The sequence below is a fragment of the Streptomyces sp. NPDC052687 genome (assembly GCF_040678395.1).
Lineage (GTDB): Bacteria > Actinomycetota > Actinomycetes > Streptomycetales > Streptomycetaceae > Streptomyces.
In genome coordinates, this window is record NZ_JBFATR010000045.1 from 16,390 (window position 1) to 40,141 (window position 23,752).

Annotated in this window: 17 protein-coding genes; 6 read left to right on the plus strand and 11 right to left on the minus strand. The window is 72.5% G+C overall.

Going from position 1 to position 23,752, the window contains the following annotated elements; all coding sequences use genetic code 11:
* Positions 1-24 precede the first annotated feature (24 nt).
* The 5 genes from AB0K92_RS27145 to AB0K92_RS27165 all read right to left on the minus strand — a co-directional run bounded on the left by AB0K92_RS27145 (position 25) and on the right by AB0K92_RS27165 (position 7,070).
* Entirely contained in the window at positions 25-2,175 is a 2,151-nt protein-coding gene (locus AB0K92_RS27145; protein WP_365927019.1) for a discoidin domain-containing protein, read from the minus strand.
* Positions 2,176-2,397: 222 nt separating this feature from the next.
* Positions 2,398-3,768: a GH1 family beta-glucosidase gene (locus tag AB0K92_RS27150; protein ID WP_365927021.1), complete on the minus strand. Its 1,371-nt coding sequence runs from the start codon at positions 3,766-3,768 to the stop codon at positions 2,398-2,400.
* Between the two features lie 104 nt (positions 3,769-3,872).
* Positions 3,873-4,712, minus strand: coding sequence for a carbohydrate ABC transporter permease (locus AB0K92_RS27155; protein WP_365927087.1), 840 nt, complete (start codon positions 4,710-4,712; stop codon positions 3,873-3,875).
* Between the two features lie 43 nt (positions 4,713-4,755).
* Entirely contained in the window at positions 4,756-5,748 is a 993-nt protein-coding gene (locus tag AB0K92_RS27160) for a sugar ABC transporter permease (protein ID WP_365927023.1), read from the minus strand.
* A 5-nt stretch (positions 5,749-5,753) separates the two neighbouring features.
* Complete coding sequence (locus AB0K92_RS27165; RefSeq protein ID WP_365927025.1) at positions 5,754-7,070, minus strand: sugar ABC transporter substrate-binding protein; 1,317 nt, start codon at positions 7,068-7,070, stop codon at positions 5,754-5,756.
* Positions 7,071-7,614: 544 nt separating this feature from the next.
* On the opposite strand from AB0K92_RS27165, the gene AB0K92_RS27170 reads away from it, so the two are divergent.
* The 3 genes from AB0K92_RS27170 (at position 7,615) to AB0K92_RS27180 (ending at position 9,843) form a co-directional block, all read left to right on the plus strand.
* Positions 7,615-7,911, plus strand: coding sequence for a hypothetical protein (locus tag AB0K92_RS27170; protein ID WP_365927027.1), 297 nt, complete (start codon positions 7,615-7,617; stop codon positions 7,909-7,911).
* A gap of 312 nt (positions 7,912-8,223) precedes the next feature.
* Entirely contained in the window at positions 8,224-9,102 is an 879-nt protein-coding gene (locus tag AB0K92_RS27175) for an endonuclease/exonuclease/phosphatase family protein (protein WP_365927089.1), read from the plus strand.
* A 228-nt stretch (positions 9,103-9,330) separates the two neighbouring features.
* Positions 9,331-9,843 carry an N-acetyltransferase gene (locus tag AB0K92_RS27180; RefSeq protein WP_365927029.1) on the plus strand — a complete coding sequence of 171 codons (513 nt, stop codon included), beginning with the start codon at positions 9,331-9,333 and terminating at the stop codon, positions 9,841-9,843.
* Between the two features lie 146 nt (positions 9,844-9,989).
* Here AB0K92_RS27180 and AB0K92_RS27185 read toward each other — a convergent pair whose 3' ends face one another.
* The gene (locus AB0K92_RS27185) at positions 9,990-11,492 is read right to left on the minus strand and encodes a cytochrome P450 (protein WP_365927031.1); all 1,503 of its coding nucleotides are present in this window, start codon (positions 11,490-11,492) and stop codon (positions 9,990-9,992) included.
* 286 nt (positions 11,493-11,778) lie between these two features.
* Between AB0K92_RS27185 and AB0K92_RS27190 the strand changes: the two genes are divergently transcribed.
* Complete coding sequence (locus tag AB0K92_RS27190) at positions 11,779-14,076, plus strand: endonuclease (RefSeq protein WP_365927033.1); 2,298 nt, start codon at positions 11,779-11,781, stop codon at positions 14,074-14,076.
* Between the two features lie 96 nt (positions 14,077-14,172).
* Here AB0K92_RS27190 and AB0K92_RS27195 read toward each other — a convergent pair whose 3' ends face one another.
* Positions 14,173-14,637, minus strand: coding sequence for a cyclic nucleotide-binding domain-containing protein (locus AB0K92_RS27195; protein WP_365927035.1), 465 nt, complete (start codon positions 14,635-14,637; stop codon positions 14,173-14,175).
* A gap of 449 nt (positions 14,638-15,086) precedes the next feature.
* Between AB0K92_RS27195 and AB0K92_RS27200 the strand changes: the two genes are divergently transcribed.
* Positions 15,087-16,313: a globin domain-containing protein gene (locus AB0K92_RS27200; RefSeq protein ID WP_365927037.1), complete on the plus strand. Its 1,227-nt coding sequence runs from the start codon at positions 15,087-15,089 to the stop codon at positions 16,311-16,313.
* Between the two features lie 128 nt (positions 16,314-16,441).
* Here AB0K92_RS27200 and AB0K92_RS27205 read toward each other — a convergent pair whose 3' ends face one another.
* From AB0K92_RS27205 to AB0K92_RS27220, 4 genes are all read right to left on the minus strand, one after another.
* Complete coding sequence (locus tag AB0K92_RS27205) at positions 16,442-18,157, minus strand: GAF domain-containing sensor histidine kinase (RefSeq protein ID WP_365927039.1); 1,716 nt, start codon at positions 18,155-18,157, stop codon at positions 16,442-16,444.
* 95 nt (positions 18,158-18,252) lie between these two features.
* The gene (locus AB0K92_RS27210; RefSeq protein WP_365927041.1) at positions 18,253-18,954 is read right to left on the minus strand and encodes a response regulator transcription factor; all 702 of its coding nucleotides are present in this window, start codon (positions 18,952-18,954) and stop codon (positions 18,253-18,255) included.
* A gap of 260 nt (positions 18,955-19,214) precedes the next feature.
* Positions 19,215-20,135, minus strand: coding sequence for an aminoglycoside phosphotransferase family protein (locus AB0K92_RS27215; RefSeq protein WP_365927043.1), 921 nt, complete (start codon positions 20,133-20,135; stop codon positions 19,215-19,217).
* A gap of 282 nt (positions 20,136-20,417) precedes the next feature.
* On the minus strand, positions 20,418-21,737 hold the full coding sequence (locus AB0K92_RS27220; protein WP_365927045.1) for a phytase: 1,320 nt from the start codon (positions 21,735-21,737) through the stop codon (positions 20,418-20,420).
* Positions 21,738-22,131: 394 nt separating this feature from the next.
* Between AB0K92_RS27220 and AB0K92_RS27225 the strand changes: the two genes are divergently transcribed.
* Entirely contained in the window at positions 22,132-23,688 is a 1,557-nt protein-coding gene (locus AB0K92_RS27225; protein WP_365927047.1) for an APC family permease, read from the plus strand.
* Positions 23,689-23,752 lie beyond the last annotated feature (64 nt).

Genomic DNA, 23,752 nt, shown 5'->3' on the forward strand with positions numbered 1-23,752 from the left:
CGCGTCCCTGGGCGTGGTCGGGCGTCAGGGGAAGGAGACGACGGTCGAGGGGATGGTCTCGGTGCCCTGGGTGGGGGCGCCGACGTCGTTGATGACGTGTTCGAAGTGGCCGTTGCCGCCGAGGGAGACGGTGAGCAGGCTGTGGAACCTCACGCCGGGCTTCACCGGGGCCTTGAAGCCGTGGTCCTGACGGATCGTCGGGTCGACGTTGTAGTAGCAGTAGCTGCCCATCCCCCAGCCCTCGTGGGTGCTCACCGAGTCGTCGACCCGGTAGGCCGCGTAGCCCTTGGTGCTGCCGTTCTGGATGGCGGCCTGGTTGGGAGCGTCGTACGCCTTCTCGTTCTGGAAGAAGATGGTGCGGCCGCGCTCGCCGTACCACTCCACGTCGTACTTGTTGAAGTGCTCGACGAACAGGCCGGTGGCCAGCACGTCGTCGCCGTTGACGCGGACGCCGTAGTCGGCGCGGTTGGTCTCCCAGCCGACGCCGTCACCGTGGTCGGCGCGCCACACCCAGGTGTGGTCGATGATGGTGTCGTCGCTGTTGACGACCATGCTGGTGGTCGCCTTGCCGGCGCCCGCGCCGCCGATGCGGATGTACACGTCCTGGACGGTGGTGGGGTTGGCCGAGTGGTCGGCTGCGGCGTTCTGCGGGCCGACTTCCAGCAGGGTCGGCGAGTTGACCGGCCCGGCGTCGATGAGGAAGCCCGCGAGGCGTACGCCGTCGACATCGGCGACCCGCATGGCGGTCACGCCGTTGTCCGGGATGATGGTGGCGAGGCCGAGGCCGAGCACGATGGTGTCGGGCCGGTTGATTTCGATCGTCCGGTCGACGTGGTAGACGCCGGGCGTGAACAGCAGGTGCAGGCCCTGCGCGAGCGCCTGGTTGATGGTGGTCGCGGTGGCGCCGGGCTTGACGACGTAGAAGCGGCTCAGCGGGATGGACTGGCCCTGCGGGGTGCCGCTCGCCCAGGTGGTGCCGCGGGCGTTGGTCCGCTTGGCGGGGGCGAACACCTTGTACTCGTTGCCGTCGAGGTAGAGGAACGGCTTCTCACGGGAGATCGGGGTGTTCGCCAGGGTGGTGTAGCGCGGCTCGGGGAAGCTGTTCGCCGGGGCGCCCTCCACACCGGAGAAGACCTGGTTCCACACGGAGTTGGACCAGCCGCCGATGGAGCTGTCGCGCGTGTACCACTGCTGCTGCGAGTAGTTGCCGACCTGCCCGTCGATCTTCGAGTCGGCGATGTAGCCGCCGCTGGCCCAGCCGTAGCCGTTCGGGGCGAGGTTGAGGCCGCCCTTGACGTGCATCCGGCGGAAGGAGGAGGCCTGGGAGACCGCCCACCGGTTGGTGCCGTTGACCGGGTTGACCGCGAGATTCTCCGCGCCGCGCCAGAAGTTCTGGGTGGCGTTGCCGTTGAACCAGCCCGCGTCGACGGTGATGTCACCGTTGATGAGGGTGTCGTCGGGCTTCAGGCCGAGGCCCGCGATCTGGGTGTAGAAGCCGATCTGGGCGTTGAGGTTGTTGTAGGTGCCCGGCTTGAAGAGGAACGCGTGCCGGCCGCTGCCGAACTGCGCGGACTCCTGCTGCTTGAACACCGCGTCGAGCTTGCCCTGGATGTCGGGCGTGGACGGGTCGATGACGTGCACGTTGGGGCCGAGGTCGCCGCCGCCGGGCAGCTGGGGGGTGTCGCCGGTCGTGCCGTAGACCTGGAACTCCCACAGGGAGTAGCCGTAGCCGGTGGCGCGGGAGATGCCCTGGAGGCGGACGTAGCGGCCGGTGCCGGAGACCGTCAGGTCGTCGGTGCCGCCGTCGCCGGCCGTCACGGACCTGACGGTGCGCCAGTCGGTTCCGTTGTCCGACAGCTGGATGTCGTAGGCCTTGCCGTACGCCGCTTCCCAGGTCAGCACGGCGCGGCTGATCTGGGCGCTGCGGCCGAGGTCGACCTGGAACCACTGGTTGTCGCTCCACTGGCTCGACCAGCGGGTGCTCGTCAGGTTGCCGTCCACCGCGGCGGACGCGGCGAAGGCCGGTGCCTCGGTGGAGGAGGCCGTGGCCGGCTTGCCCTGGGAGAGGAGGACGGGGTCGGCGTGGGCGGTGGCGGCCGGGACGAGCGTGAGCAGTGTGCCGAGCAGGGTCGAGACCAGGGCGCCGGCAGTGGCGCGTCTGGCTGCTGAAGGCATGGGGGCTCCTCAAGTGGGGAGGGGAGAAGGAGAGTTGAGAGAGCGCTCTGCGGGAACCTTGCCGCCCTGTCGGTGAACGGTCAAGCATCCCGGCACACTTTTCTTTAGGCTTGGCTTAAGCCTTCTTGACCGTCTCGCGGCCGGTGGCAATGCGACCGACCCGCTGCCGTTGGTGCTGGTGGCAGCGGGTTACGGAAACGCGGGCGGCGGTGGCCCGCCCGCTCAGGACACGGCCTCGCGGTGGGCGCGGATGATCTCCGCGTAGCGGCGGCCGCTGCTCTTGACGGTGCGCTTCTGCGTCGCGTAGTCGACGTGGACCAGGCCGAACCGCTTGTCGTAGCCGTACGCCCACTCGAAGTTGTCCAGCAGCGACCACGCGTAGTACCCGGCCAGCGGCACCCCCTTGCGCAGGGCGCGGGCGCAGGCGGCGAGGTGGTCCTCCAGGTAGCGGATGCGCTCGGGGTCGTGGACCGTGCCGTCGGCGGCGACGGTGTCCGGGTAGGCGGAGCCGTTCTCGGTGACGAGGATGCGGCGCACGCCGTAGTCCTCGGTCAGCCGCAGCAGCATGCCCTCCAGGCCCGCCGCGTCGACCGGCCAGTCCATGCCGGAGCGCGGCACGCCGGGCACCTTGATCTCACGGGCGTGGGGCACGGGCCCGTCGGGGTCGTCGGCGACGACCGCCGGGAAGTAGTAGTTGAGGCCGTGCCAGTCGGTCGGGGTCGCCATCACCTCCAGGTCGCCGGGGCGTTCGGGCAGCTCGACGCCGTACAGCTCGCGCATGTCGGCGGGGAAGCCGCGGCCGTAGACCGGGTCGAGCCACCAGCGGTTGGTGTGGCCGTCGAGGCGTACGGCCGCGGCGGCGTCCTCGGGGCGGGCGGAGGCCGGTTCGACGGTGGAGTGGTTGGTGACCAGGCCGATCCGTGCGCCGGGGGCGGCGGCGCGGACCGCCTGGACGGCCAGGCCGTGCGCGAGGAGCAGGTGGTAGGAGGCGTGGACGGCGGCGGTGAGGTCGGTCAGGCCGGGCGCCATCCGGCCCTCCAGGTGGCCGATCCAGCCGGAGCACAGCGGCTCGTTGAGCGTGGCCCACTGGGTGACCCGGTCGCCGAGCCGGCCGGCGACGGCGGAGGCGTAGGCGGCGAGGTGCTCGGCGGTGTCGCGCCGGGTCCAGCCGCCGCGGTCCTGGAGGGCCTGGGGCAGGTCCCAGTGGTAGAGGGTGACGGACGGGGTGATGCCGGCGGCGAGCAGGGCGTCGACGAGCCGGTCGTAGAAGTCGAGGCCCGCCGGGTTGACGGGGCCGTCGCCCGCGGGCACGACCCGGGGCCAGGCCACGGACATCCGGTAGCCGTTGGTGCCCAGTTCCTTCATCAGGGCGATGTCCTCGGGCCAGCGGTGGTAGTGGTCGCAGGCGATGTCGCCGTGGTCGTCGTTGTCCACCTTGCCGGGGGTGTGGCTGAAGGTGTCCCAGATGGACGGGGCGCGGCCGTCCTCGGCCACCGCGCCCTCGATCTGGTACGCGGATGTCGCGGTGCCCCAGGTGAAGTCGGCGGGGAACGCCGCCAGGTCGAGGGCGTGCGGGGCTGTGGATTCGGACACGGAGAACCTTTCGCGGAGGGAGGGATGCGGGAGGGGATCCGGGAGGAGGAGGGAGCGCGGGAGGCGGGTGAGGGCCGGGTGCTCCGGGGGCGGTGCCGCGCTCGCTACTTCACGGCGCCCGCGGTCAGGCCGGTGATCAGATAGCGCTGCAGGAGCAGGAAGCCGGCGACGACGGGCACGCTCACCACGAGCGAGGCGGCCATGATCTGGTTCCAGTACACGTCGTTGAGCGTGGAGTAGCCCTGGAGGCCGACGGCGAGGGTGCGGGTGGTGTCGTTCGTCATGACGGAGGCGAACAGGACCTCGCCCCAGGCGGTCATGAAGGCGTAGACGGCGACCGCGACGATGCCGGGCACCGCCGCCGGGACGATCACCCGGAACAGCGCGCCGACCGGGCCGCACCCGTCGACCTTGGCGGCCTCGTCCAGGTCGCGCGGAATGGAGTCGAAGTAGCCGATGAGCATCCAGATGGAGAAGGGCAGCGAGAAGGTCAGATAGGTGAGGATCAGTCCGCCGCGCGAGCCGAACAGGGCGATGCCGGTGGCGTTGCCGATGTTGACGTAGAGCAGGAACAGCGGCAGCAGGAAGAGGATGCCGGGGAACATCTGCGTCGAGAGCACCGTCACCGTGAAGACGCGCTTGCCGCGGAAGGAGTAGCGGCTGACGGCGTACGCCGCGAACACGGCGATGACGACCGAGCAGACCGTCGCCGCGCCCGCCACGATCAGGGAGTTCACGAAGTACCGGGCGAGCGGGACCGTCGACCAGATGTCGATGTACGGACGGATCGTCAGTTCGCTGGGGAGCCAGCGGAACTGTCCCGAGACGTCCGCGAGCGGCTTGAGCGAGCTGGAGACCATGACGTACACCGGCAGGAGCACGAAGCCGGCGAGCAGGGTGAGGAAGATCCGCCGGGTCCACAGGAACGAGCGGGGCGGCGCCATGGGCGACCTGCGGGTCCGCGCGGTGGCCGGGGCGGTCGTCGGGCTAGGCATCGGCGGTCCTCCGTCCGCGTGAGGTGACGGCCAGATAGCCGCCGGTCACGACCAGCAGGAACAGCAGCAGCAGGACGGACATCGCCGAGCCCGTGCCGAAGTTCCAGGTCACGAACGACGCCTGGTAGATGTGCACCGAGATGAGGTCCGCGGCCTGCGGTGCGGCCTTGCCGAACAGGACGTACGGCGTGTTGAAGTCGTTGAACGTCCACAGGAACAGTACGAGCACCAGCACCTGGTTGACGGGGCGCAGCGACGGCAGGGTGATGCGGCGGATCTGCTGCCATGTCCCGGCGCCGTCCAGTGCGGCCGCCTCGTACAGCTCCCGCGGGATGTTCTGCAGTCCGGCCATCACGATGAGGAAGGCGAACGGCCAGCCCTTCCACACCGAGACCGTCAGCAGCGCGAAGAAGCTGTTGTCGCCGATGAGCCAGAAGGACGGCTTGTCGGTGAGGCCCAGCTGGTCGTGCAGGACGTGGTTCACCAGGCCGTTGTCGTGCTGGAACATGAACACCCAGGTGATGACCGCGGTGTAGACGGGCAGCGCGTACGGCACGAGGAACAGCGCCCGCAGCAGGCCCCGGCCGCGGAAGGTGTCCTGCAGGCAGATGGCCGCGGCGGTGCCGATCAGCCAGCACAGGCCGACCGACAGCAGGGTGAAGGCCACGGTGACGAGGAAGGAGTGCAGCAGGGCCTCGCCGACCGGGGCGTCGAAGTCGACCGACACCGAGTAGTTGTCGAGGCCGGACCAGGGGGCGGCGCCCCAGTCGCGGATGTGGAACTGGGTGAGCTGCTTGAAGCTCATCACGATGCCGACGGCCATCGGCACCAGGTGGACGAGGAGTTCGAGGGCCAGGGCGGGCAGCAGGAGCAGATACGGCAGTCCGATGCGGCGGAGCCGCCCGGTGCGGCGGCGGGGAGTGCCCGGAGGCGCCGCACCGGGGGTGCTCTCGCGCACCGCCTGCTCGGCGGTGGTGGTGGTCATCGCGCTCACTTCGCCGGCATCTGCTGCTGGGCCTTCTCCAGCTTCGCCTTCACCGACTCGGCGGTCACCGGGCGGCCGGCGGCGGCGTCCGCGAACAGCTCCTTGACGGCCGTACCGACCGCCGTCTCGAACTGTGACTCGTCGGGGACCTGGGGCAGGGCGGCGGCACTGCGCGCGAGGGTGTCCTTCAGGACGGTGTTCGCGGGGGTGTTGAAGGCGGGGTCGGACTGGGCGGCCTTGACCGGCGGGATGGAGCTGTAGGCCTTGTTGAGGATCTTCTGCTCCTCCTCGCTGGTCATGAACTTCACGAACTCGGTGGCGCCGTCGAGGTTGTCGGTGTTCTTGAAGACGGCCAGGTTGATGCCGGCGACCATCGAGTTGACCTGGGTGCCGCCGCCCGGGGTGCCGGACTGCACGGGCACGGGGGCGATGCCGTAGGCGTCCTCGCTCATGCCCTGCGACGTGAGGTTGGCGGAGGCGGACTGCCACAGGAGCATCGCGGTGCGGCCCTTGGCGAAGTCGCTGACGGACTGGTTCTGCGCGTACTCGGCGTTGCCCGCCGGGATGACCTTGTCCTCGGCCATCAGGTCGACGTACTGCTCGATGGCCTTGACCACACCGTCGTTGGTGAAGTCGGGCTTGCCGTCGGGGGTGAAGAAGTCGGCGCCGTGCTGCTTAGCGAAGACGAAGACGTGGTGGATGTTCTCCGCGACGTTGGCGCCCTCGGCGCCGAGGACCTGCTTGCCCAGCTTCCGGATCTTCTTGCCGTCGGCGACGAGTTCGTCCCAGGTGGCGGGCGGCCGGGATATGCCGGCGTCGGCGAGGATCTTCTTGTTGTAGTAGAGGGCGTACGCCATCGAGTACAGCGGCACCGCCGCCGGGTCCTGTCCCGCCACGCCGGTCGAGCCGAGCGCGGAGTCGACGAAGCGGTCCCTGCCGCCGATCTTCGCGAAGTTCTTCTCGTCCCAGGGCAGCAGCGCGCCGGTCGACTGGAGGGACGCCGACCAGGTGTTGCCGATGTTGAGGACGTCCGGGCCCTGGCCGGAGGTGGTGGCGGTGAGGATCCGGTTCAGCAGGTCCGACCAGGGCACGACCTCCAGTTCCACCTTGATGCCGGTCCGCTTCTCGAACTTGTCGAGTTCCGGCTGGAGGACCTTCTTGTCGATCTCGATGCTCGCGCCCTGGTTGGAGGCCCAGTACGTGAGGGTCTTCGGCGAGTCGTTGGAGCCCTCACCGGTCGCGCTGCCACCGCCGCAGGCCGTGGCGGTGAGCGCGAGGGACAAGGTGACGGCACCGGTGAGTGCGGCTCTGAGTCTGCGCATGCTCCTGGGACCCTTCCGGGGGAACGGCGTGGGGAACCGGCACGGCGAGCGCCCCGCGACAGGTCGTCGTGCCGACTTAATTTATGGCGTGAGTTAATAGCCGCGCGGAGAGCGCGTCAAGGCCTTGGCGACGGGTACGTCGCGCTCGCCGCATCCGGTCGTCCGGGCGATGCGCCCTCGGCGGGCGGCCGCACGGGGTGTGACCTGCGGTGCGAGTGCCGGGCGAGCGCCGTGGGAGTGCGGTGCGGGGTGTGCAACGGTTGTGTCGCGGCGGGCGGTTCGGGCGTCCACCGGCGCCGACGGCACCGCCGGTGGGCTCGGTGCGGGCTCGGTGCCGGTTCCCCGGCCGTGCGGCACTTCCCGTCACTCCGTTCCGGACTCGCATCCGCGTCCGTGCGGCAGCCGCCTCTCCCCCGGCTCTGTTTCGCAAGCCAGTTCACTCGCTACGTCGCAGGTGGCAGGCGCGGGGCGCACCCTCGGGCCCGGACCGATCGGCCCTCGTGTCGCGGCGGGGCGCGTCCTGTCATCCCCATAGGATCCGGGCGTGGCACACACCATCGACGAGCTCGTGGAGCTACAGCGGGCGGCCAACGCGGCCCAGGCCGAGATGCAGCGCATCCGGGACGCCTTCGGCAGACCGACCGAGGGCAGGTGGGCCGCCGAGCAGCACACCGAGTGGGAGACTGCCTGGCGGGCCTGGAGCGACCTCTCCCGCCAGGTGCAACTGGCCGTCACCGAGCACGCGGAGGCCGAGGGCCTGCCGCGCAGCACGGTGGAGGCGGAGGTCCAGCGCAGGGCCCGCCGCCCGGAGCCCGGAGCGGGCGGGACCGGCGGATCGTAGACCGGCGGCGGTGGAGCGTGGGGGGAGCGCACGGTGCGGTGGCGGGTTCGGGGTGACGGCGACGGGGCCCCGGGCGCGCTGAACGGCGGGACCAGGCACGTGCGGGACAGCGGTCCCAGGCGCGTGCGGGACTCCGGGACCGGGGACGCGCGGGACCCACACACCAGCGACGCACGGGACAGCGCAGGCAAGGCCGCGCGGGACAGCGGGACCAAGGGCGCGCGAGGCGCCGGCACCCGGGCCGCGCCCGGCGGACCGTCGCTCCGGGCGCGGGGCCGGGTCCTCGCCGGACTCGCGGCGCTCCTCACCGCCCTGCTGCTCCTGCACCGTGCGATACCCAACTCCCCCGGCCGCCTGGGCAGCCTGCTGGAGACGTTCCTTCCATGGCTCGGCGCGGTGGCCGCGGTCCTGTTCGCCCTCGCGTTGCTGCGCCGCTCGGTTGCCGCCCTGCTGGCGTCACTGGCGCCGATGGCGGCGTGGACGTATCTCTTCGGCGGGCTGCTGCTGCCCGGTGCCGAGGCGGGCGGGCACGGCCTGCTCGTGGTGCAGCACAACGTCAGCGACGAGAACCCCGACCCGGCCGGCACCGCCCGCGCCCTGGCCCGTGCCCGGCCGGACCTGATAGCGCTGGAGGAGCTGGTCCCGCCGGCGTCGGCGGTCTACGAGCGGACTCTCGCCGCCGACTACCCGTTCCACGCCGTCCGGGGCACCGTCGGGCTGTGGTCCCGGTATCCGCTGCGCGACGTCCGGACGCTGGACATCAGACCCCGGCAGATCACGGAGCCGTGGAGCCGGGGACTGCGGGCCGTGGTGCGCACCCCGCGCGGCGAACTCGCCGCATACGTCGCTCACCTGCCCTCGGTCCGCGTCGGGGCCGGCGGCCTCGCGTCGGCGGCGCGGGACGAGAGCGCCCGGCTGCTGGGCGCGGCCGTCGCCGCCGAGGAACTGAGCACGGTGATCCTGCTCGGGGATCTCAACGGCACGGTCGAGGACCGCGGGCTCGCCCCGCTGACCGCGCGGCTGGCCGAGCCGCGCCGGGGCTTCGCCCTCAGCTATCCGGCCGCCTTCCCGCTGGTCCGCATCGACCATGTCATGGCCCGCTCGGCGAGCGTCGGACGCATCCGTACCCTGCCCGCCACCGGCAGCGACCACCGGCCGGTGGCGGTCCGCGTGAAACCGCTTGGCACCTGAGGCGACGGTCTGTACGGTGGGGCCGTTCGTGTCGATCAGGGTGACGAGACGTGATGAGACGGCGGGAGGTGAGGCGGATGACCGTGTACGAGGCCACCGCGTCCGGCGTCCGGGTCCCCCTCACGTCCCGGGTCGTGGCCTGACCCCGTCCTGTCCGTCCTCGCCGGGAGCGTGAGCCCGCGAGGACCCTTCACACGAACACTTCTACGGAACGGATCCGTATCTGTCATGAGCGACACCTGGATCACGCGCGCCGAGGCACCCGGCGACGCCGCCGTCATCCGTGAGGTCCTCCTCGCCACCTTCCCCACGGCGGAGGAGGCGGACCTGGTCGACGCCCTGCGCGCCGACCCGGACGCGTGGATCGACGGACTGTCCGTCGTCGCGACGGACGAGATCGGGCGGATCGCCGGCCACGCGCTGCTGACCCGCTGTCACATCGGTGAGGTCCCGGCGCTGGCCCTGGCCCCGTGCGCCGTACGGCCGGAGCGGCAGCGCACCGGTGCCGGTTCGGCGGCCGTCCGCGCCGCCCTGCGCGCGGCCACCGACCACGGCGAGCGGTACGTCGTCGTCCTCGGTCACCCCGGCTACTACCCGAGGTTCGGCTTCACCCGGGCCTCCCAGCACGGGATCCGGCTGAGCATCGACGTGCCGGACGAGGCGCTGATGGCGCTGGCCCTGGACGCCGCGCATCCGCTGCCGGGCGGCACCGTACGCTACGCCGCGGCCTTCGGCATCTGACCGCCCGCCGGGCGGGGACACTCCGGTGCCCCGCCCGGCACTCGTTCACCGTGCGCCGGCCGCCTCGGCCGCAGCGCCGCGCAGCCGGTCCTGAACCACTCCGCTGCCGTCCTGGAACCACTCCCCCGCGGCCCCCGTACTCGTACTCAGCCCGCGGTCACCGGCCGCTCGCCGCCGCCCGGCCGCGCGGTCCCGCTCCTCGTGTCCGCGTGGAACCTCAGCGCCAGGCTGTCCGGCTTGACGGTGACCACGGCCTGCGGGCGGGGTGCGCGGGAGGCGAGGGTGATACGCGGCCAGGCCTGGAGGACGGTCGCGAGGATGATCTGCAGTTCGGCCCAGGCGAAGTTCTCGCCGATGCACTTGCGCCGGCCGTCACCGAAGGCGAGGAACGATCCGCGGGTGGCCTGGACGCGTTCGGGGGTCCAGCGGTCCGGGTCGAAGGTGTCCGCGTCGGGGAAGTGGGCCGGGTCGTGCTGGTGGAGGTAGGGGCTCCACACGACGTCGGCGCCGGCGGGGATGCGGTGCCCGCCGAGGTCCATGTCCCGGGCGGCGGTGCGCGTCACCATCCAGGCGGGCCCGTACTTGCGGATGGCCTCCTGCAACACCCGTCGCGCGTACGGGAGTTGTACCACGTCCTCGTAGCGCAAGGGCCGGTCCTGGCAGACGGCGGCGAGTTCGGCGCGCAGCCGTCGCTCGACCTCGGGGTGGCGGGTGATCTCGTACAGGGTCCAGGCGAGTGTCGTCCCGGTCGTCTCGATGGCGCCGGTGAGCAGGGTGATCGCCTCGTCCTGCAGCTGCTGCCGGGTCAGCGGCTCCTCGGCGTTGAGGAGCGTGCTGAACAGACCGTCCGCCTCACCCGAGCCGGCCGCCGCCGCGTGCGGGCAGCCGGCCGCCGCCGCGGCGTCCTCCGCGAGGTCAGAGGGCTTCGTGGAGCGGTGGTCGATGGCCTGGTCGATGAGGGCGCGCAGGCGGGCGACGCGACGGGCGTGGGCGCGGTTGGCGGGCAGGGGCAGCCGGGTGATCCAGGACGGCAGGACGGTCTGGCGGATGGTGCCCTTCATGATGGCGGGCATCAGGGCGGTGAACTCGGTCCGCAGGCGCGGCGGCAGGTCCGTGCCGAACAGGGCGACCAGGAACGCGGCGAGGGTGATGTCGTTCATGTCCGCGTAGACGTCGCGGGGCTGGTCCGCGGGCCAGGCGGCGACCATCTCGCGGACCTGCGCGATCATCGCCTCGCCGCGGGTGGCGATGTGCGCCTTGTTGAACATGGGCTGCATCAGGCGGCGGTTGCGCAGGTGGGTGTCGCCGTCGGCGACCGTGGCCAGCCCGTCGCCGAAGAACACCCGCAGCGCGTCGATGATCTTGCCGCCCTTGGTGTAGTGGCCGGCGTCGGTGACGAGGACGCGGCGGGTGAGCGCGGGGTCGGTGACGACGTAGGCGGGTGTGGGGCCTATGTGGATGCGGACCACGCTGCCGTACTCGCGCAGTGAGGTCATGAACGGCAGTGGCGTGCGGGCGAGATGGTGGGCGTGGCCGATCAAGGGTAGGCCGCCCGGCGCGGTCGGTGTGGGGGTGGGTGTGGCCTGGGTGCTCACTGTGTTCGGCGCTCCTGGTGTGAGGCTCCGGGGGGGGAGGTGCGGCCGATGCATTCCCAAGATCCACCACGGCAATGCGGCCCCACAGTGATCACTGCGTCACACCGCCGCCTCTTTTGCAGGCATATCCCACATCTGCAAGCATCGGTAACAGACAACCTGTACGACCATCAGCGCGCGGTCCGCCATCCGCGCGCCCCCACGGCAGACCCGACGCCTTCGGCGGACCCGACGCCTTCGGCGGACCCGAGGCCTTCACCGGACGCCGTCCCGCCTGTCCCCCGAAGAACCGTGTCCCACGGGCACGACCGCCACATCATTGCAGGCCAGGAGGCGGATCATGGCCACGGCGGAACTCGCTGCCGAACGAGAGTCGGCCTATCTGTCGCAACTGACGATGGCCGCGGCGCGCTATGCGAACCGCACCGAGCAGCGGGAGCGGAACCAGTCCGTTCTCGAGACGCGGGGCGTGCTCTACGCGGACACCCCCGAGCGGGTCGAGAGGCGGCTGGCGCGGCTCGGCGCCGACTGGTCGCTGGCGCGGGCCATCGAGCTGACACCGACGGAACCGGCCGCCACGGCGGGCAGCACCCTGCAGCTGCCCCCGGAGAGCTTCACCAGTGACGTGCTGGGGCTGGAGCGGCTCATCGGGCGCAACAACCTGACGCCCGTCGCGTTCCTGGAGGCCGGTGTCGCGGTTTCCCGGTCGGTCGGCCGGGTCACCATCAGCGGGCCGGGCGGCGGTCACGGCACCGGCTTCATGGTGTCGCCGTCCCTGCTGCTGACCAACAACCACGTGCTGCGCGGAGCGCCGGAGGCGAGCCGCAGCAAGGTGGCGTTCGCGTTCCAGGACTGCGCCGACGGCAGCCCGCTGGTGCCGGCGGTCTTCCCGCTGGAGCCGCACCGGTTCTTCGTCACCGACCGGGCGCTGGACTTCAGTGTCGTGGCGGTCGCTCCGCGCGGGGTGCGGGGCGAGGCGCTGTCCTCGTTCGGCTGGCTGGCCGTCACCGCGACCCAGGGCAAGCTGGTCATCGGGGAGTTCGTCAACATCATCCAGCACCCGAGGGGCGAGCCCAAGCAGATCGCGCTGCGCGACAACCAGGTCGTCGACGTGCTGGAGCGGTTCCTGCACTACGAGTCCGACACCCGTGAGGGCTCGTCGGGTTCTCCCGTCTTCAACGACCAGTGGGAGGTCGTCGCGCTGCACCACTCGGCCGTCCCGAAGACCGACGCCGAGGGCCGGCCGCTGAGCGTCGACGGCACGGTGTGGCGCCCGGAGATGGGCGAGCAGCAGGTGGCGTGGCGGGCCAACGAGGGGGTGCGGATCAGCCGTGTCCTGGAGGCGCTGCGCAAGGTGCCGCTGACCGGTGAGGCGGCCCGGCTGCGGGACGAGGCGTTCACCGCCGGGCTCACCGCCTCCCCCGTGACGGCCGCCGCGTCCCTGCCCGCCGGGTCCCAGCCCGCCGCGCCCGCGGCCGCCGCGTCCGCCTCGTCCGCCGTCCCGCTGACGACCGCCCTCGCGGGCACCGACGGAGCAGTGGCCGGGTCGCGGGAGCGGGCCCGTACGGCCGACGGCACCGTCCAGCTCACCCTTCCGCTGCGGATCACCGTCGGCTTCGACGCCTCCTCGTCCTCGCCGGCCACCTTCCTCGCCGCGCTGCCCGCGGCGGCGGCCCCGGCACCGGCCGCGTCCGCCCCGACGGCCGCGCCCCCGCCCCTCTCGTCGTTCCCGTCGTTCCCGCCGTCCCCGGCCGGGCCGCCGGACATCGCGTCGTCCGTCGACAGGAGCGCGGAGACGGCCCTCCTCAGCCACCGGCTCACACAGGAACGCCCCTACTACGACGGCCCCGCGGACGCCGCCGCCCGCGAGGCGTACTACGAGGACGTCCACACCGGTGACGGGGACGCGCTGCGCCGGGCGCTGACCCAACTCCTGACGGACACGCACACCCCCCGGCCCCGGTACGACCCGACGAAGCTGGTGTATCCGTGGGTCGACCTGCACAAGGACCGCAAGCTGCGCAGCATCTACTCCGGGCGGACCTTCACCGCCGAGGAACTCATACGCGCCGACGCGGCCGTCGCGAAGGCCCGCCTGGCCCGCGTACGGGAGCTGCTGCTCCAGGAGAGCACCGCGGGACCGGCCGAGTTCGCGGCGGAGTTCGACGCACTGGAGAAGTCGATGCCGTTCAACTGCGAGCACGTGGTGCCGCAGTCGTGGTTCGCCCACCGCGAGCCGATGCGGGGCGACCTGCACCATCTGTTCGCCTGCGAGGTGGGCTGCAACAGCTTCCGGGGCAACTACCCCTACTTCGACTTCCCCGACTTCATGGAAGCGGTCCGGGACGACTGCGGGATGCGTGAGGACGTGGGGTTCGAGCCCGAGCAGGGCAAGGGCGCGGCAGCGCGCGCCACGCTGTACTTCCTGCTGCGCTATCCGCGCGAGGTCGGCGACGCCGCACGCGAGTTCCCGAAGGAGCGGCTGCCCGTCCTGCTGCGCTGGCACGAGAGCGAGGCCGTCACCGAGTACGAGCGGCACCGCAACGCGGCGATCGCCCAGCTCCAGGGCAACCGGAACCCGCTGATCGACCACCCCGAATGGGCCCGCGAGATCGACTTCTCCGGCGTCTGGCCCTGACCGCTCGGGCACCGGCGTGCGCCGACCGTTGCGGCGGCGGGCACCACGGGCGCCCTGGACCGGGCGGGGCGGCACCTGGACCGGGCGGGGGCCCGGTCATCCTGGGATGCCGCTGCCGTAGGGGGCGTACAGGTCGAGCAGGCGGGTGCGGGCCGCGTGGAGGCGGTGGACGAGCACCAGGCCGACCCAGCGCGCGACCGCCTCGGCGAACCTCGGGTCGTCGCGGAACAGCTCACGGACGGCCCTCGCGTCGAACTCCCAGGCGCGCACCGGGGTCACCGCCTCGGCGCCCAGGTGCCAGACGCGCGGCGAGAACAGCCAGGACGAGCCGACGAGGTCACCGAAGCCGAGGGTCTCGATGACGGCGGGGCGGCGGCCGGGGATCCGGACGTCGAGGACGACGGTCCCGGTGCGGACGATCCAGAAGCGGTCCGCCCGTCCGCCCTCGTCGAACAGCCGGCCGCCCTGCGGGAAGGTCACCTCGCGGGCGAGGCTCATCAGCGTGCCCCGGTGTTCGGCGGGCAGGGACCGGGTCATGCGGGGCGTGGTCGTGGTGGTCATGACTGCACCTCCTCGTGCGGCGTCCGGAGCCCCGGACTCACCGCTTACGGCACCTGACTCCAGCCTTGCGACCGGGGGCGCCGCCGACTTGGGCCGAGCGGCCCTGAGTGGCCCGCCGTTGGACCCGGCGTTGCACCCGGCGGCGGGCCGGCGAGCCGACCGGCCGGCGCGGACCACCCCCGCCCACCCACGCCCGCCCCGCCACCCGGTCCCGGCCACCAGCCGGCTCGGCGAGCGCCCTTCCGTCCCGGGAGCCTGGTTCGGTCGGCCCCCGGTCATGGGGCCGAAGGTCCCTTTCTCCGGGGCCGCTGGTCCCGTGTTGCCCCTCCGGGCCCAGCAGCCGCCCGGAATGGCCGGACGCGGTTGCTATACAGAGGCGGCCGGCCGCTCGCTCGCGGCGGCTGTCCCCTGTCTTTCCCGTCCCGTCCCGTCCCGTCCAGGGAGGCTTCATGCTGTCCGCAGAGTCCGCCGCCGTCCTACGCGCCACCCTTCCCGCCGTGGCCGGCGCGCTCGACGAGATCACCGAGCGCTTCTACGGGACGATGTTCCGCGACCGCCCGGAGCTGCTGGACGGCATGTTCAACCGCGGCAACCAGGCCTCCGGCACCCAGCGCCGGGCGCTGGCCGGGGCGGTGGCGGGTTTCGCGACCGCGCTGCTGGCGGACCCCGGTGCCCGGCCCGACGCCCTGCTGGAACGGATCGCCCACAAGCACACCGCGGTCGGGGTCACCGAGGACCAGTACACGGTCGTCCACAAGTATCTGTTCGGCGCGATCGCCGAGGTGCTGGGCGACGCGGTGACGCCGGAGGTGGCGGCGGCCTGGGACGAGGTGTACTGGCTGATGGCGGGTGCGCTGATCGCCCGGGAGGCGCGGCTGTACCAGGCCGCGGGGGTGGCGCCGGGCGGGATATGGCGGCCGTGGACGGTCGTGGAGCGCCGCGTGGAGACCCCCGACGTGGTGTCGTTCCTGCTGCGGCCCGCCGACGGCGCGCCCGTGCCGGCCGCCCGCGCGGGGCAGTACGTGAGTGTGCGCGCGACCATGCCGGACGGGGTGCGTCAGCTACGCCAGTACAGCCTGTCCTGCGACCCCGGGGGCCAGCTGCGCCGTATCACCGTCAAGCGGGTCGCGGGCGTCGACGGCGCGCCCGAGGGAGAGGTGTCGAACCTGCTGCACCGGACCGTGCGGGTGGGGGACGAACTGACGCTGTCCGCGCCGTTCGGCGACATCGTCCTGGACGCGGACGACACCCCGCTCGTCCTGGTCTCGGCGGGCATCGGCTGCACTCCCCTGGTCGGGATGCTCGACCGGCTCGCGGCGACCGGCTCGGACCGCCCCGTCCTGATCCTGCACGCGGACCGCTCCCCCGAGGACCACGCCCTGCGCGCGGAGACCCGCCGGCTGGCCGATCGTCTGCCCCACGCGCAGACCGTCTTCTGGTACGAGCGCCCCGGCCCCGCCGAACCCGAGGCCCGCGCCGGTCTGATGGACCTCTCCGAGGTGACGGTCCCCGCGGACGCCACCGTGTACCTGTGCGGTCCGCTGCCGTTCATGCGCTCCGCGCGGACGGCGCTGCTGGGCCGGGGGGTGCCGGCCCGGCGCGTGCGCTACGAGGTGTTCGGCCCGGACCTGTGGCAGGCGGACACGGCCGATACGGCCGGGGCGGGCGCGGCCTGATACGGCCGTGGGCACCCCGCCGCCCCGTCGGCCCGTCGCCCCGTCGCCCCGTCGGCCCGTCGCCCCGTCGCCCCGTCGGCCCGTCGGCCCGTCGGCCCACACCAGGCGACCCGCCGCAGGCCCGCGGCTCAGGGCGTCAGCGGTACCCGCCACACCAGCCTGGTGCCGCCGGACGGCGGTGTCGTCCAGGTCAGTTCGCCGCCCAGGTGCTCGGCCCGCTCCGCCATGTTGCGCAGGCCGCTGCGCCGGCCTTCGGGCGGGATGCCGACGCCGTTGTCGGTGACCTCCAGGCGCAGTTCGCGGCCGTCGGTGGCGAGGACGACGTCGGCGCGGCCGGCGTGGGCGTGACGGGCGACGTTGGCGAGGGCCTCGGAGAGGACCGCGACGGCGTGGTCGGCGGTCTCCTTGGGGACGCGGGTGTCGAGCAGGCCGTCCATGCGGAGGCCGGGCGCGAAGCCGAGGACCGGGGCGGCCTCCCCGGCCACGCGGACCGCGCGGGCACGCAGGCCGGTTCCGGCGCCGGTCTCCCGGGAGCGCAGGCCGAAGATCGTGGAGCGGATGATCTTTATGGTTTCGTCGAGGTCGTCCACCGCACGCGTCACCCGCTCGGCGGCTCCGGGGTGCTCGATGAACCGGCCCGCGCTCTGCAGGGTCATCCCGGTGGCGAACAGCCGCTGGATCGCCAGGTCGTGCAGGTCGCGGGCGATCCGGTCGCGGTCCTGGAGCACCGCGATCCGCTCGGCGTCGCGGCGCCGCTCGGCCAGCTCCATGGCGACCGCCGCCTGGCCGGCGAACGACCGCAGCGGCTCGGTCTGCTGCTCGGTGAACAGCGCCTGGCCGGCCTCCCGCACCAGCAGCACCACACCGCGTACGCCGTCGCCGCCGCCGATGGGCACCGCGGCGGCGGGCCCCAGCCCGGTGAACCGCGGCGGGCCGGCCGAGACCCGCTCGTCCCGGGTGATGTCCGCGCTGGTGACGGTCGTGGCCCCGGCGAAGGCCCGGCCGATCAGGCTGGCGCGCACGGGCAGTACCAGGCCCTGATGGACCTCCGCCTCCGGGCCGAAGGCCAGTTCCACGGTGAGGGAGTCGGCGTCGTCCAGGGGCACCGCGACCACCGCGAGGGCCGCTCCGGTGATCTCCCGGGCCCGCTCGGCGATGAGGCCGAGCACCGCGCCGCGGTCGCTGCCGGACAAGATGCTGTGGGTGATCTCCGCGCTGGCGCGCAGCCAGCGTTCCCGCAGCCGGGACTCCTCGTACAGGCGGGCGTTGTCGATGGCCACACCGGCCGCCACGGCCAGGGTGGACAGCACCGACTCGTCCTCCTCGTCGAACTGCGCGCCGCCCCGTTTCTCGGTCAGGTAGAGATTGCCGAAGACCTGGTCGCGCACCCGGATCGGGACGCCGAGGAAGGTGTTCATCGGCGGGTGGTGGGGCGGCAGGCCGTACGAGGCGGGGTGCTCGGAGATCTTCGCCAGCCGCAGCGGCCGGGGGTGGCGGATCAGCTCGCCGAGGATGCCGTGCCCCTCGGGGAAGTTGCCGATCTCGGTGATCTGCTCGTCGGGGACACCGACGGTGTGGAAGTCGGACAGCCGCCTGCCGTCGGGGCCGATGACGCCGAGGGCCGCGTACCGGGCGTCGACCAGCGCGGCGGCGGCCTCCACGATGCTGCGCAGGACCTGTTCCAGGTCCAGTTCCCGGCCGACCGAGAGGACGGCTTCCAGCAGGCTGTGCACCCGGTCGCGGGTGCCGCGCGCGGCGTCGAGCCGGGCCTGCACCTCCTCCAGCAGCTCGTCCAGGCGCAGTTGGGGAAGCCGTATGCGTGCCTCCCGGGACTCCGCGTCCACCGGTGTGCCCTCCCAAGGCCGTATCGCCGTCGCGCCCCAGGCCGGACGCCCTCACCGCCACCGTAGCCGGGCCCGCGGGGCGGGCGCGGCTGGGCTCAGAGGCCGCCGCGGTCCTCGGCCCGGAGCCGGTCCTGGGCCTGGGTGGCGATGACGGCGGCCTGGACGCGCCGTTCGACGCCGAGCTTGGCGAGGAGGCGGGAGATGTGGTTCTTGACGGTCTTCTCGGCGAGGTAGAGGCGCTGCCCGATCTGGCGGTTGGTCAGGCCCTCGCCGATCAGGGCGAGGATCTCCCGCTCGCGCGCGGTGAGTCCGGGCAGGGCGTCGGCCCCGTCCGGCGGCTGCTCGGCGCCGCGCAGCCGGGCCATCACGCGGGTGGTGGCGCTGGGGTCGAGCAGGGACTGGCCGCGGGCCACCGTGCGGACCGCGGTGACCAGGTCGGAGCCCTGGATCTGCTTCAGGACGTACCCGGAGGCGCCCGCCATGATCGAGTCCAGCAGTGCCTCCTCGTCGTCGAAGGAGGTCAGCATCAGGCACGCCAGGCCGGGCATCGCGGAGCGCAGCTCGCGGCAGACGGTGACGCCGTCGCCGTCGGGGAGGCGCACGTCGAGAATGGCCACCCGCGGGCGCAGGGCGGGCACCCGCACCAGCGCCTGCTCGACGGTGGCGGCCTCGCCGACGACGGTGATGTCGGGTTCGTCGTCCAGCAGGTCGCGCACCCCGCGCCGTACCACCTCGTGGTCGTCCAGCAGGAACACCCGGATCGGCCCGCCCGGGCCGGGCCGCTCGCTGTCCGCCATCGTTCTCTCCTCGTCCTGGTGCCGCGGGGGTGGGCTCCCTGTGCAGGATCCTCGTCGCTGTCGGGGCCGGACGACCAGGGCCGTTCGGCCCCGATCGAGGCGGTTCAGCGACGGTCGGTGATTCATCCCTCTCACCCGACCGGACGTCCCGCACCGCCCTCTCACCCGACCGGACGTCCCGCGCCGCCCTCTCACCCGACCGGACGTCCCGCACCGCCTTCTCACGCGTCCGCGCCGGACACCCCGCGCCGGTGTCGCCCTCAGCCGTGGGCCCGGATCTCCGCCAGGACCTCCCGGATCACATGGCGGGCGTTGCGGGCCATCGCCGGGTTGGTCTTCCGGTAGTACGGCAGGGCGATCAGCGCCTGGGAGAGGGTGCGGGCGCGGCCGCGGGTCCAGGAGGCGCCGTCCTCGCCGAGGCCGTCGCGGAACACCTTGCGCGCCTCGGCGGGCAGCAGGTTCCACGCGGGGAACAGATCGCAGGCCGGGTCGCCCACGCCCAGGCATCCGAAGTCGATGACGGCGACGAGCCGGCCGTCGGCGACCAGGAGGTTGCCCGGCATCAGGTCGGCGTGCAGCCATACCGGAGGCCCGTCCCACTCCGGGGTCCGCAGGGCGTCCTCCCACACGGCGGTCACCGCGTCGCAGTCGACGCCCTCCTCGGGGAGGCGGCGCAGTTCCTCGATCGCGGCGCGGGTCTCGGCGTCGAGCGAGGCGAGCGGGCCGCCGCGGTGGGCCGCCGGGGCTCCCGGCAGGGTCACGGTGCGCATCGCCGCGACGAACGCGGCCAGCTCCCCGGCCAGCCGGACGGGCTCGCTCAGGGCACCCGCCACGGGGTTCTCCCCCGGCAGCCACCGGTACACCGACCACGGCCACGGGTAGCCCTCGCCGGGCTCGCCGGCCGCGAGGACCTCCGGGACGGGGGTGGGCAGCAGGGGCGCGAGGCGCGGGAGCCACTCCCGCTCGACGGCCACGTCCTTCGCTCCGCCCGCCACGAGCGGCAGACGTACGACCATGTCGTCGCCCAGCCGGTACATGGCGTTGACCGTGCCGCCGGACGGGACCCGCCTCAGCGGGAGCCGGGCCCAGCGCGGGAACCGCGCGGCGATCAGCCGGCGGACGAGGTCGTCGTCGAACGGAGTGCCGGCCGGCTGCCCGGTGGGTGCGGGGTCACTGCTCATGGCGTCACTTCTCCGCCTTGCAGAGCTGGATGTCACAGGTCATCCAGATGTCGCCGATCGCGGCCCGAACCGGTTTGCGCGCCATGGCGCCTCCCCCCTCTTCCGCTCCCGTCCGGCCTGGTCAGGGCCGGTGAGGAGACAGGTTACCGGTGCGTGCGCGGGGCGAAGGGGCTGAGGGGCTGAGGGGCTGAGGGGCGAAGGCCCGGCTGGGGAGCGGCCCGCACAGGGGCCGCTCCCGCCGCGACCGCCGGGCCCGCCGCGACCGCCGGACCGGCACGGACGTCACATGTCCGCGGCGTCCACCACGTCGCCCAGGTCGACGAACTTGAAGCCGGTCGCGGTGCGGGTGCCGCCCTCGCCGTCGGGGACCTCGGGGGTCTCGTGGCCGTCCTGGACGACCAGCAGGCCGTTCGGGTAGCGGCTGCCGAGCGGGGCGTTCAGGACGGCGGCTCCGTCGCACTCCTCGCTGCCGTCGAGGGTGGCGGAGGCGGCGCCGACGCGGAAGCCGCCCTCGTACTCGTTGTCCTCGCTCACCTCGCGGTCGTAGAGGGCGAAGGTGTCGTCGCCCTGGCTGGAGGCGAGGAGGTAGCCGTCGCCGTCGGGCTCCTGGAACAGGGTCAGGCCCTCGACGTCGGCGGACAGGTGCTCGCCGCCGTACCCGGGGTCGGCGCCGGCGGCGCACTCCTCGGTGGCCTCGTCGTAGACACCGGGGACGCCGTACTCGCGGACCTTGTCCACCAGGACCGGCTTGGTGGTGAGGTCGGCGCGCATGCGCCAGATGCCGATGTCCTCCTGGCCGGCGTAGAGGGTGCCGGTGGCCGGGTCGACGACCATGCCCTCGACCTGGGGCAGCTCACCGGGTTCCGCGCAGGGGGACCAGGTGGTGCCGTTCGGCAGGCGGAAGGACGACGGCAGGTCGAGGGTGCGGACCTTGCGGTAGCCGACGGTGCCGTTCGCGGCCGGGGTCAGTTCGACGAGGGCGACGCGGGTGCGCTCGCGCTGGCTGACCAGGGCGTACGTGCGGCCGGTGGCCTTGTCCTGCCAGGTGGCGAGGCCGTACGCGGTGCGCTGGTCGTTGATCTCGGCCTGGCCGGTGGAGAAGACCGGGGCGGCGGCGGGGTCGGTGATGTCGGTGAGCGGGGCGCCGGGCTTGGCCGGATCGACGCGGTAGATCCGCAGCCGGTCGTTGCCGCGGTCGCTGACGACGGCGACGTCGGCGCGGCCGGCGGAGGTGCGCAGGCCGGTGACGAGGTCGACGTTGTTGAAGCGGCCCGGGGCGTCGTCCTCGGCGGGCGGGCGCGGGGCGGGCAGCGACTGCACGAGGCGGGCGTCGAGGTCGTACACGCGCAGGCCGCCTTCCTTGGCGGTGGCGATGACGAGGCTGCGGTCGGGGTCGGCCGCGTTGCGCCAGATCGCCGGGTCGTCCGCGTCGGAGTTGCCGCCCGCCTCGTCGTCGTAGAGGGCGGAGGTCTCGCTGGTGGGTGTGACCGTCGGCAGGCTCCGGCCGTCGTCGGCCCCCGCGGGGGCGGCGGTCAGGACGGCGAGCAGGGCGGTGCCCAGGGCGAGGGTGGCGGCGGTGCGCGGCGCGCGGTGCGTTCTCACAAGCGCTTCCTTCGTCGGTGTCGAGGACAGGCCGATGCTGGGAGGAGAAGCTTGCGCGCAGAAGACCATGATCTGTACGGACGAGACAGGTGATGTGGCCGGATGCCGACGCGGTGCCAACGGCCCGCGACGGAAGGTCGAATATCAGCCACCCCCTTTGTGTGACGCAGATCACACTGGAAGGTTTGGAACAGGACATTCCGGACCACGCTGCGATTACCGAATATCGAACAGCGGCTTCAACGTTTTGGAAGGGAAGTTTCCCGTCCCGGAACACCCTTCGAAACGCAGGCGGCGAGGGCGGCAACGCCCTTGAAAGGGCGGATCATGAAGCGCCGATACCTGAATGTCACACACCGTTGCCGCGAAAACCGCAGCACTTAACGTCCTGTTCATGACTCAGCTGGACGTACGGCCGCTGGCCGGAAACGACGACGGAGGCCCCGCCGACGGCATGCGTGCCAAGGGGCTGAGCGGGAACTCCGTCGGGCTGCTCGGCAGCGCCGTGATCGGCGTCTCGACGGTGGCCCCGGTGTACTGCCTCACCTCCACCCTCGGGTCGACCGCGGGCGAGGTCGGTCTGCAGATGCCGGCGGTGTTCCTCGCGGGCTTCCTGCCGATGCTGCTCGTCGCCTTCGCCTACCGCGAGCTGAACAGGGTGATGCCGGACTGCGGCACCTCCTTCACCTGGACGGTGAAGGCCTTCGGCCCGAAGGTGGGCTGGATGTGCGGGTGGGGCCTGGTGATCGCCACGATCATCGTGCTCTCCAACCTCGCCGGCGTGGCGACGTCGTACTTCTGGCTGCTCGCCGGGGAGATCACCGGCAGCGAGGACGTGGCGGCCCTCGACGGGAACAAGGCGGTGCACATCCTCACCTGCCTGGCCCTGGTCGCCGTCGCGACCGTGATCAGCTACCGGGGGATGACCGCGACCAAGGGCGTGCAGTACGCGCTGGTCGGACTCCAGCTGGTCGTGCTCGCCGTCTTCGTGGTGCTGGCCTTCGCCCAGGCCGGCAGCGCCGACTTCCCGACCTCCGCGGACTTCTCCTGGTCCTGGCTGAACCCGTTCGCGGTGCAGTCCTTCGGCGCCTTCACCGCCGGTCTGTCCCTGTCGATCTTCATGTACTGGGGCTGGGACGCGTGTCTGACCGCCAACGAGGAGACCACCGGCTCCACCAGGACCCCCGGCCGTGCGGCGCTGCTCGCCATGGTCGTGCTGGTCGGCTCCTACCTGGCCACGGGCGTCGCGGCACAGATGATCGTCGGCTCCGGCGACAAGGGGCTGGGCCTCGCCAACCCCGACACCTCCGACAACGTCTTCGCCGCGCTGGCCGGCCCGGTGATGGGCCCGGCGCTGGGCATCGCGCTCTTCGTCGCCGTCCTCGCCTCGGCCGCGGCGAGCCTGCAGACCACCTTCATCCCGGTGGCCCGTACGGTGCTGGCGATGTCGGCGTACGAGGCGCTGCCCGCCTCCTACTCCAAGGTCCACGAGCGGTTCCGCACCCCGGGCCGGGCCACGGTCATGGCCGGCATCGCGACGGGCGTGTTCTACACCGTCATGACGCTGGTCAGCGAGCACGTCCTGGTCGACACGATCTACGCGCTCGGCCTGATGATCTGCTTCTACTACGCCCTCACCGCCTTCGCCTGCGTCTGGTACTTCCGCGCCGACCTGCTGCGCTCCGGCCGCGACCTGCTCTTCAAGGGCCTCTTCCCGCTGGTCGGCGGCGTGCTGCTGAGCGCGGTGTTCGCCAAGACGCTGGTGGACATGTGGGACCCGGCGTACGGCAGCGGCTCCTCGGTGTTCGGCGTGGGCTCGGTGTTCGTGATCGGCGTGGGTCTGCTCCTCCTGGGCGTCGTGATCATGTACGTGATGCGGTGGCGCAGCCCGGCGTTCTTCCAGGGCAGGACCCTCACGGGGTCGACGCCCGCGCTGGTCGCCGAGGACTGACGGCCGCGCCGCCGAGAGGCTGAGGGGGGCGGGACACCATTCGGTGCCCCGCCTCTCGCACGTC

Coding starts and splice junctions, on each gene's coding strand:
- AB0K92_RS27225 (WP_365927047.1), top strand. CDS start 22,132: ATGACTCAGCTGGACGTACGGCCGCTGGCCGGAAACGACGACGGAGGC.
- AB0K92_RS27195 (WP_365927035.1), bottom strand. CDS start 14,637: ATGACCACCACGACCACGCCCCGCATGACCCGGTCCCTGCCCGCCGAA.
- AB0K92_RS27180 (WP_365927029.1), top strand. CDS start 9,331: ATGAGCGACACCTGGATCACGCGCGCCGAGGCACCCGGCGACGCCGCC.
- AB0K92_RS27155 (WP_365927087.1), bottom strand. CDS start 4,712: ATGGCGCCGCCCCGCTCGTTCCTGTGGACCCGGCGGATCTTCCTCACC.
- AB0K92_RS27200 (WP_365927037.1), top strand. CDS start 15,087: ATGCTGTCCGCAGAGTCCGCCGCCGTCCTACGCGCCACCCTTCCCGCC.
- AB0K92_RS27165 (WP_365927025.1), bottom strand. CDS start 7,070: ATGCGCAGACTCAGAGCCGCACTCACCGGTGCCGTCACCTTGTCCCTC.
- AB0K92_RS27210 (WP_365927041.1), bottom strand. CDS start 18,954: ATGGCGGACAGCGAGCGGCCCGGCCCGGGCGGGCCGATCCGGGTGTTC.
- AB0K92_RS27185 (WP_365927031.1), bottom strand. CDS start 11,492: ATGCATCGGCCGCACCTCCCCCCCCGGAGCCTCACACCAGGAGCGCCG.
- AB0K92_RS27160 (WP_365927023.1), bottom strand. CDS start 5,748: ATGACCACCACCACCGCCGAGCAGGCGGTGCGCGAGAGCACCCCCGGT.
- AB0K92_RS27190 (WP_365927033.1), top strand. CDS start 11,779: ATGGCCACGGCGGAACTCGCTGCCGAACGAGAGTCGGCCTATCTGTCG.
- AB0K92_RS27145 (WP_365927019.1), bottom strand. CDS start 2,175: ATGCCTTCAGCAGCCAGACGCGCCACTGCCGGCGCCCTGGTCTCGACC.
- AB0K92_RS27215 (WP_365927043.1), bottom strand. CDS start 20,135: ATGAGCAGTGACCCCGCACCCACCGGGCAGCCGGCCGGCACTCCGTTC.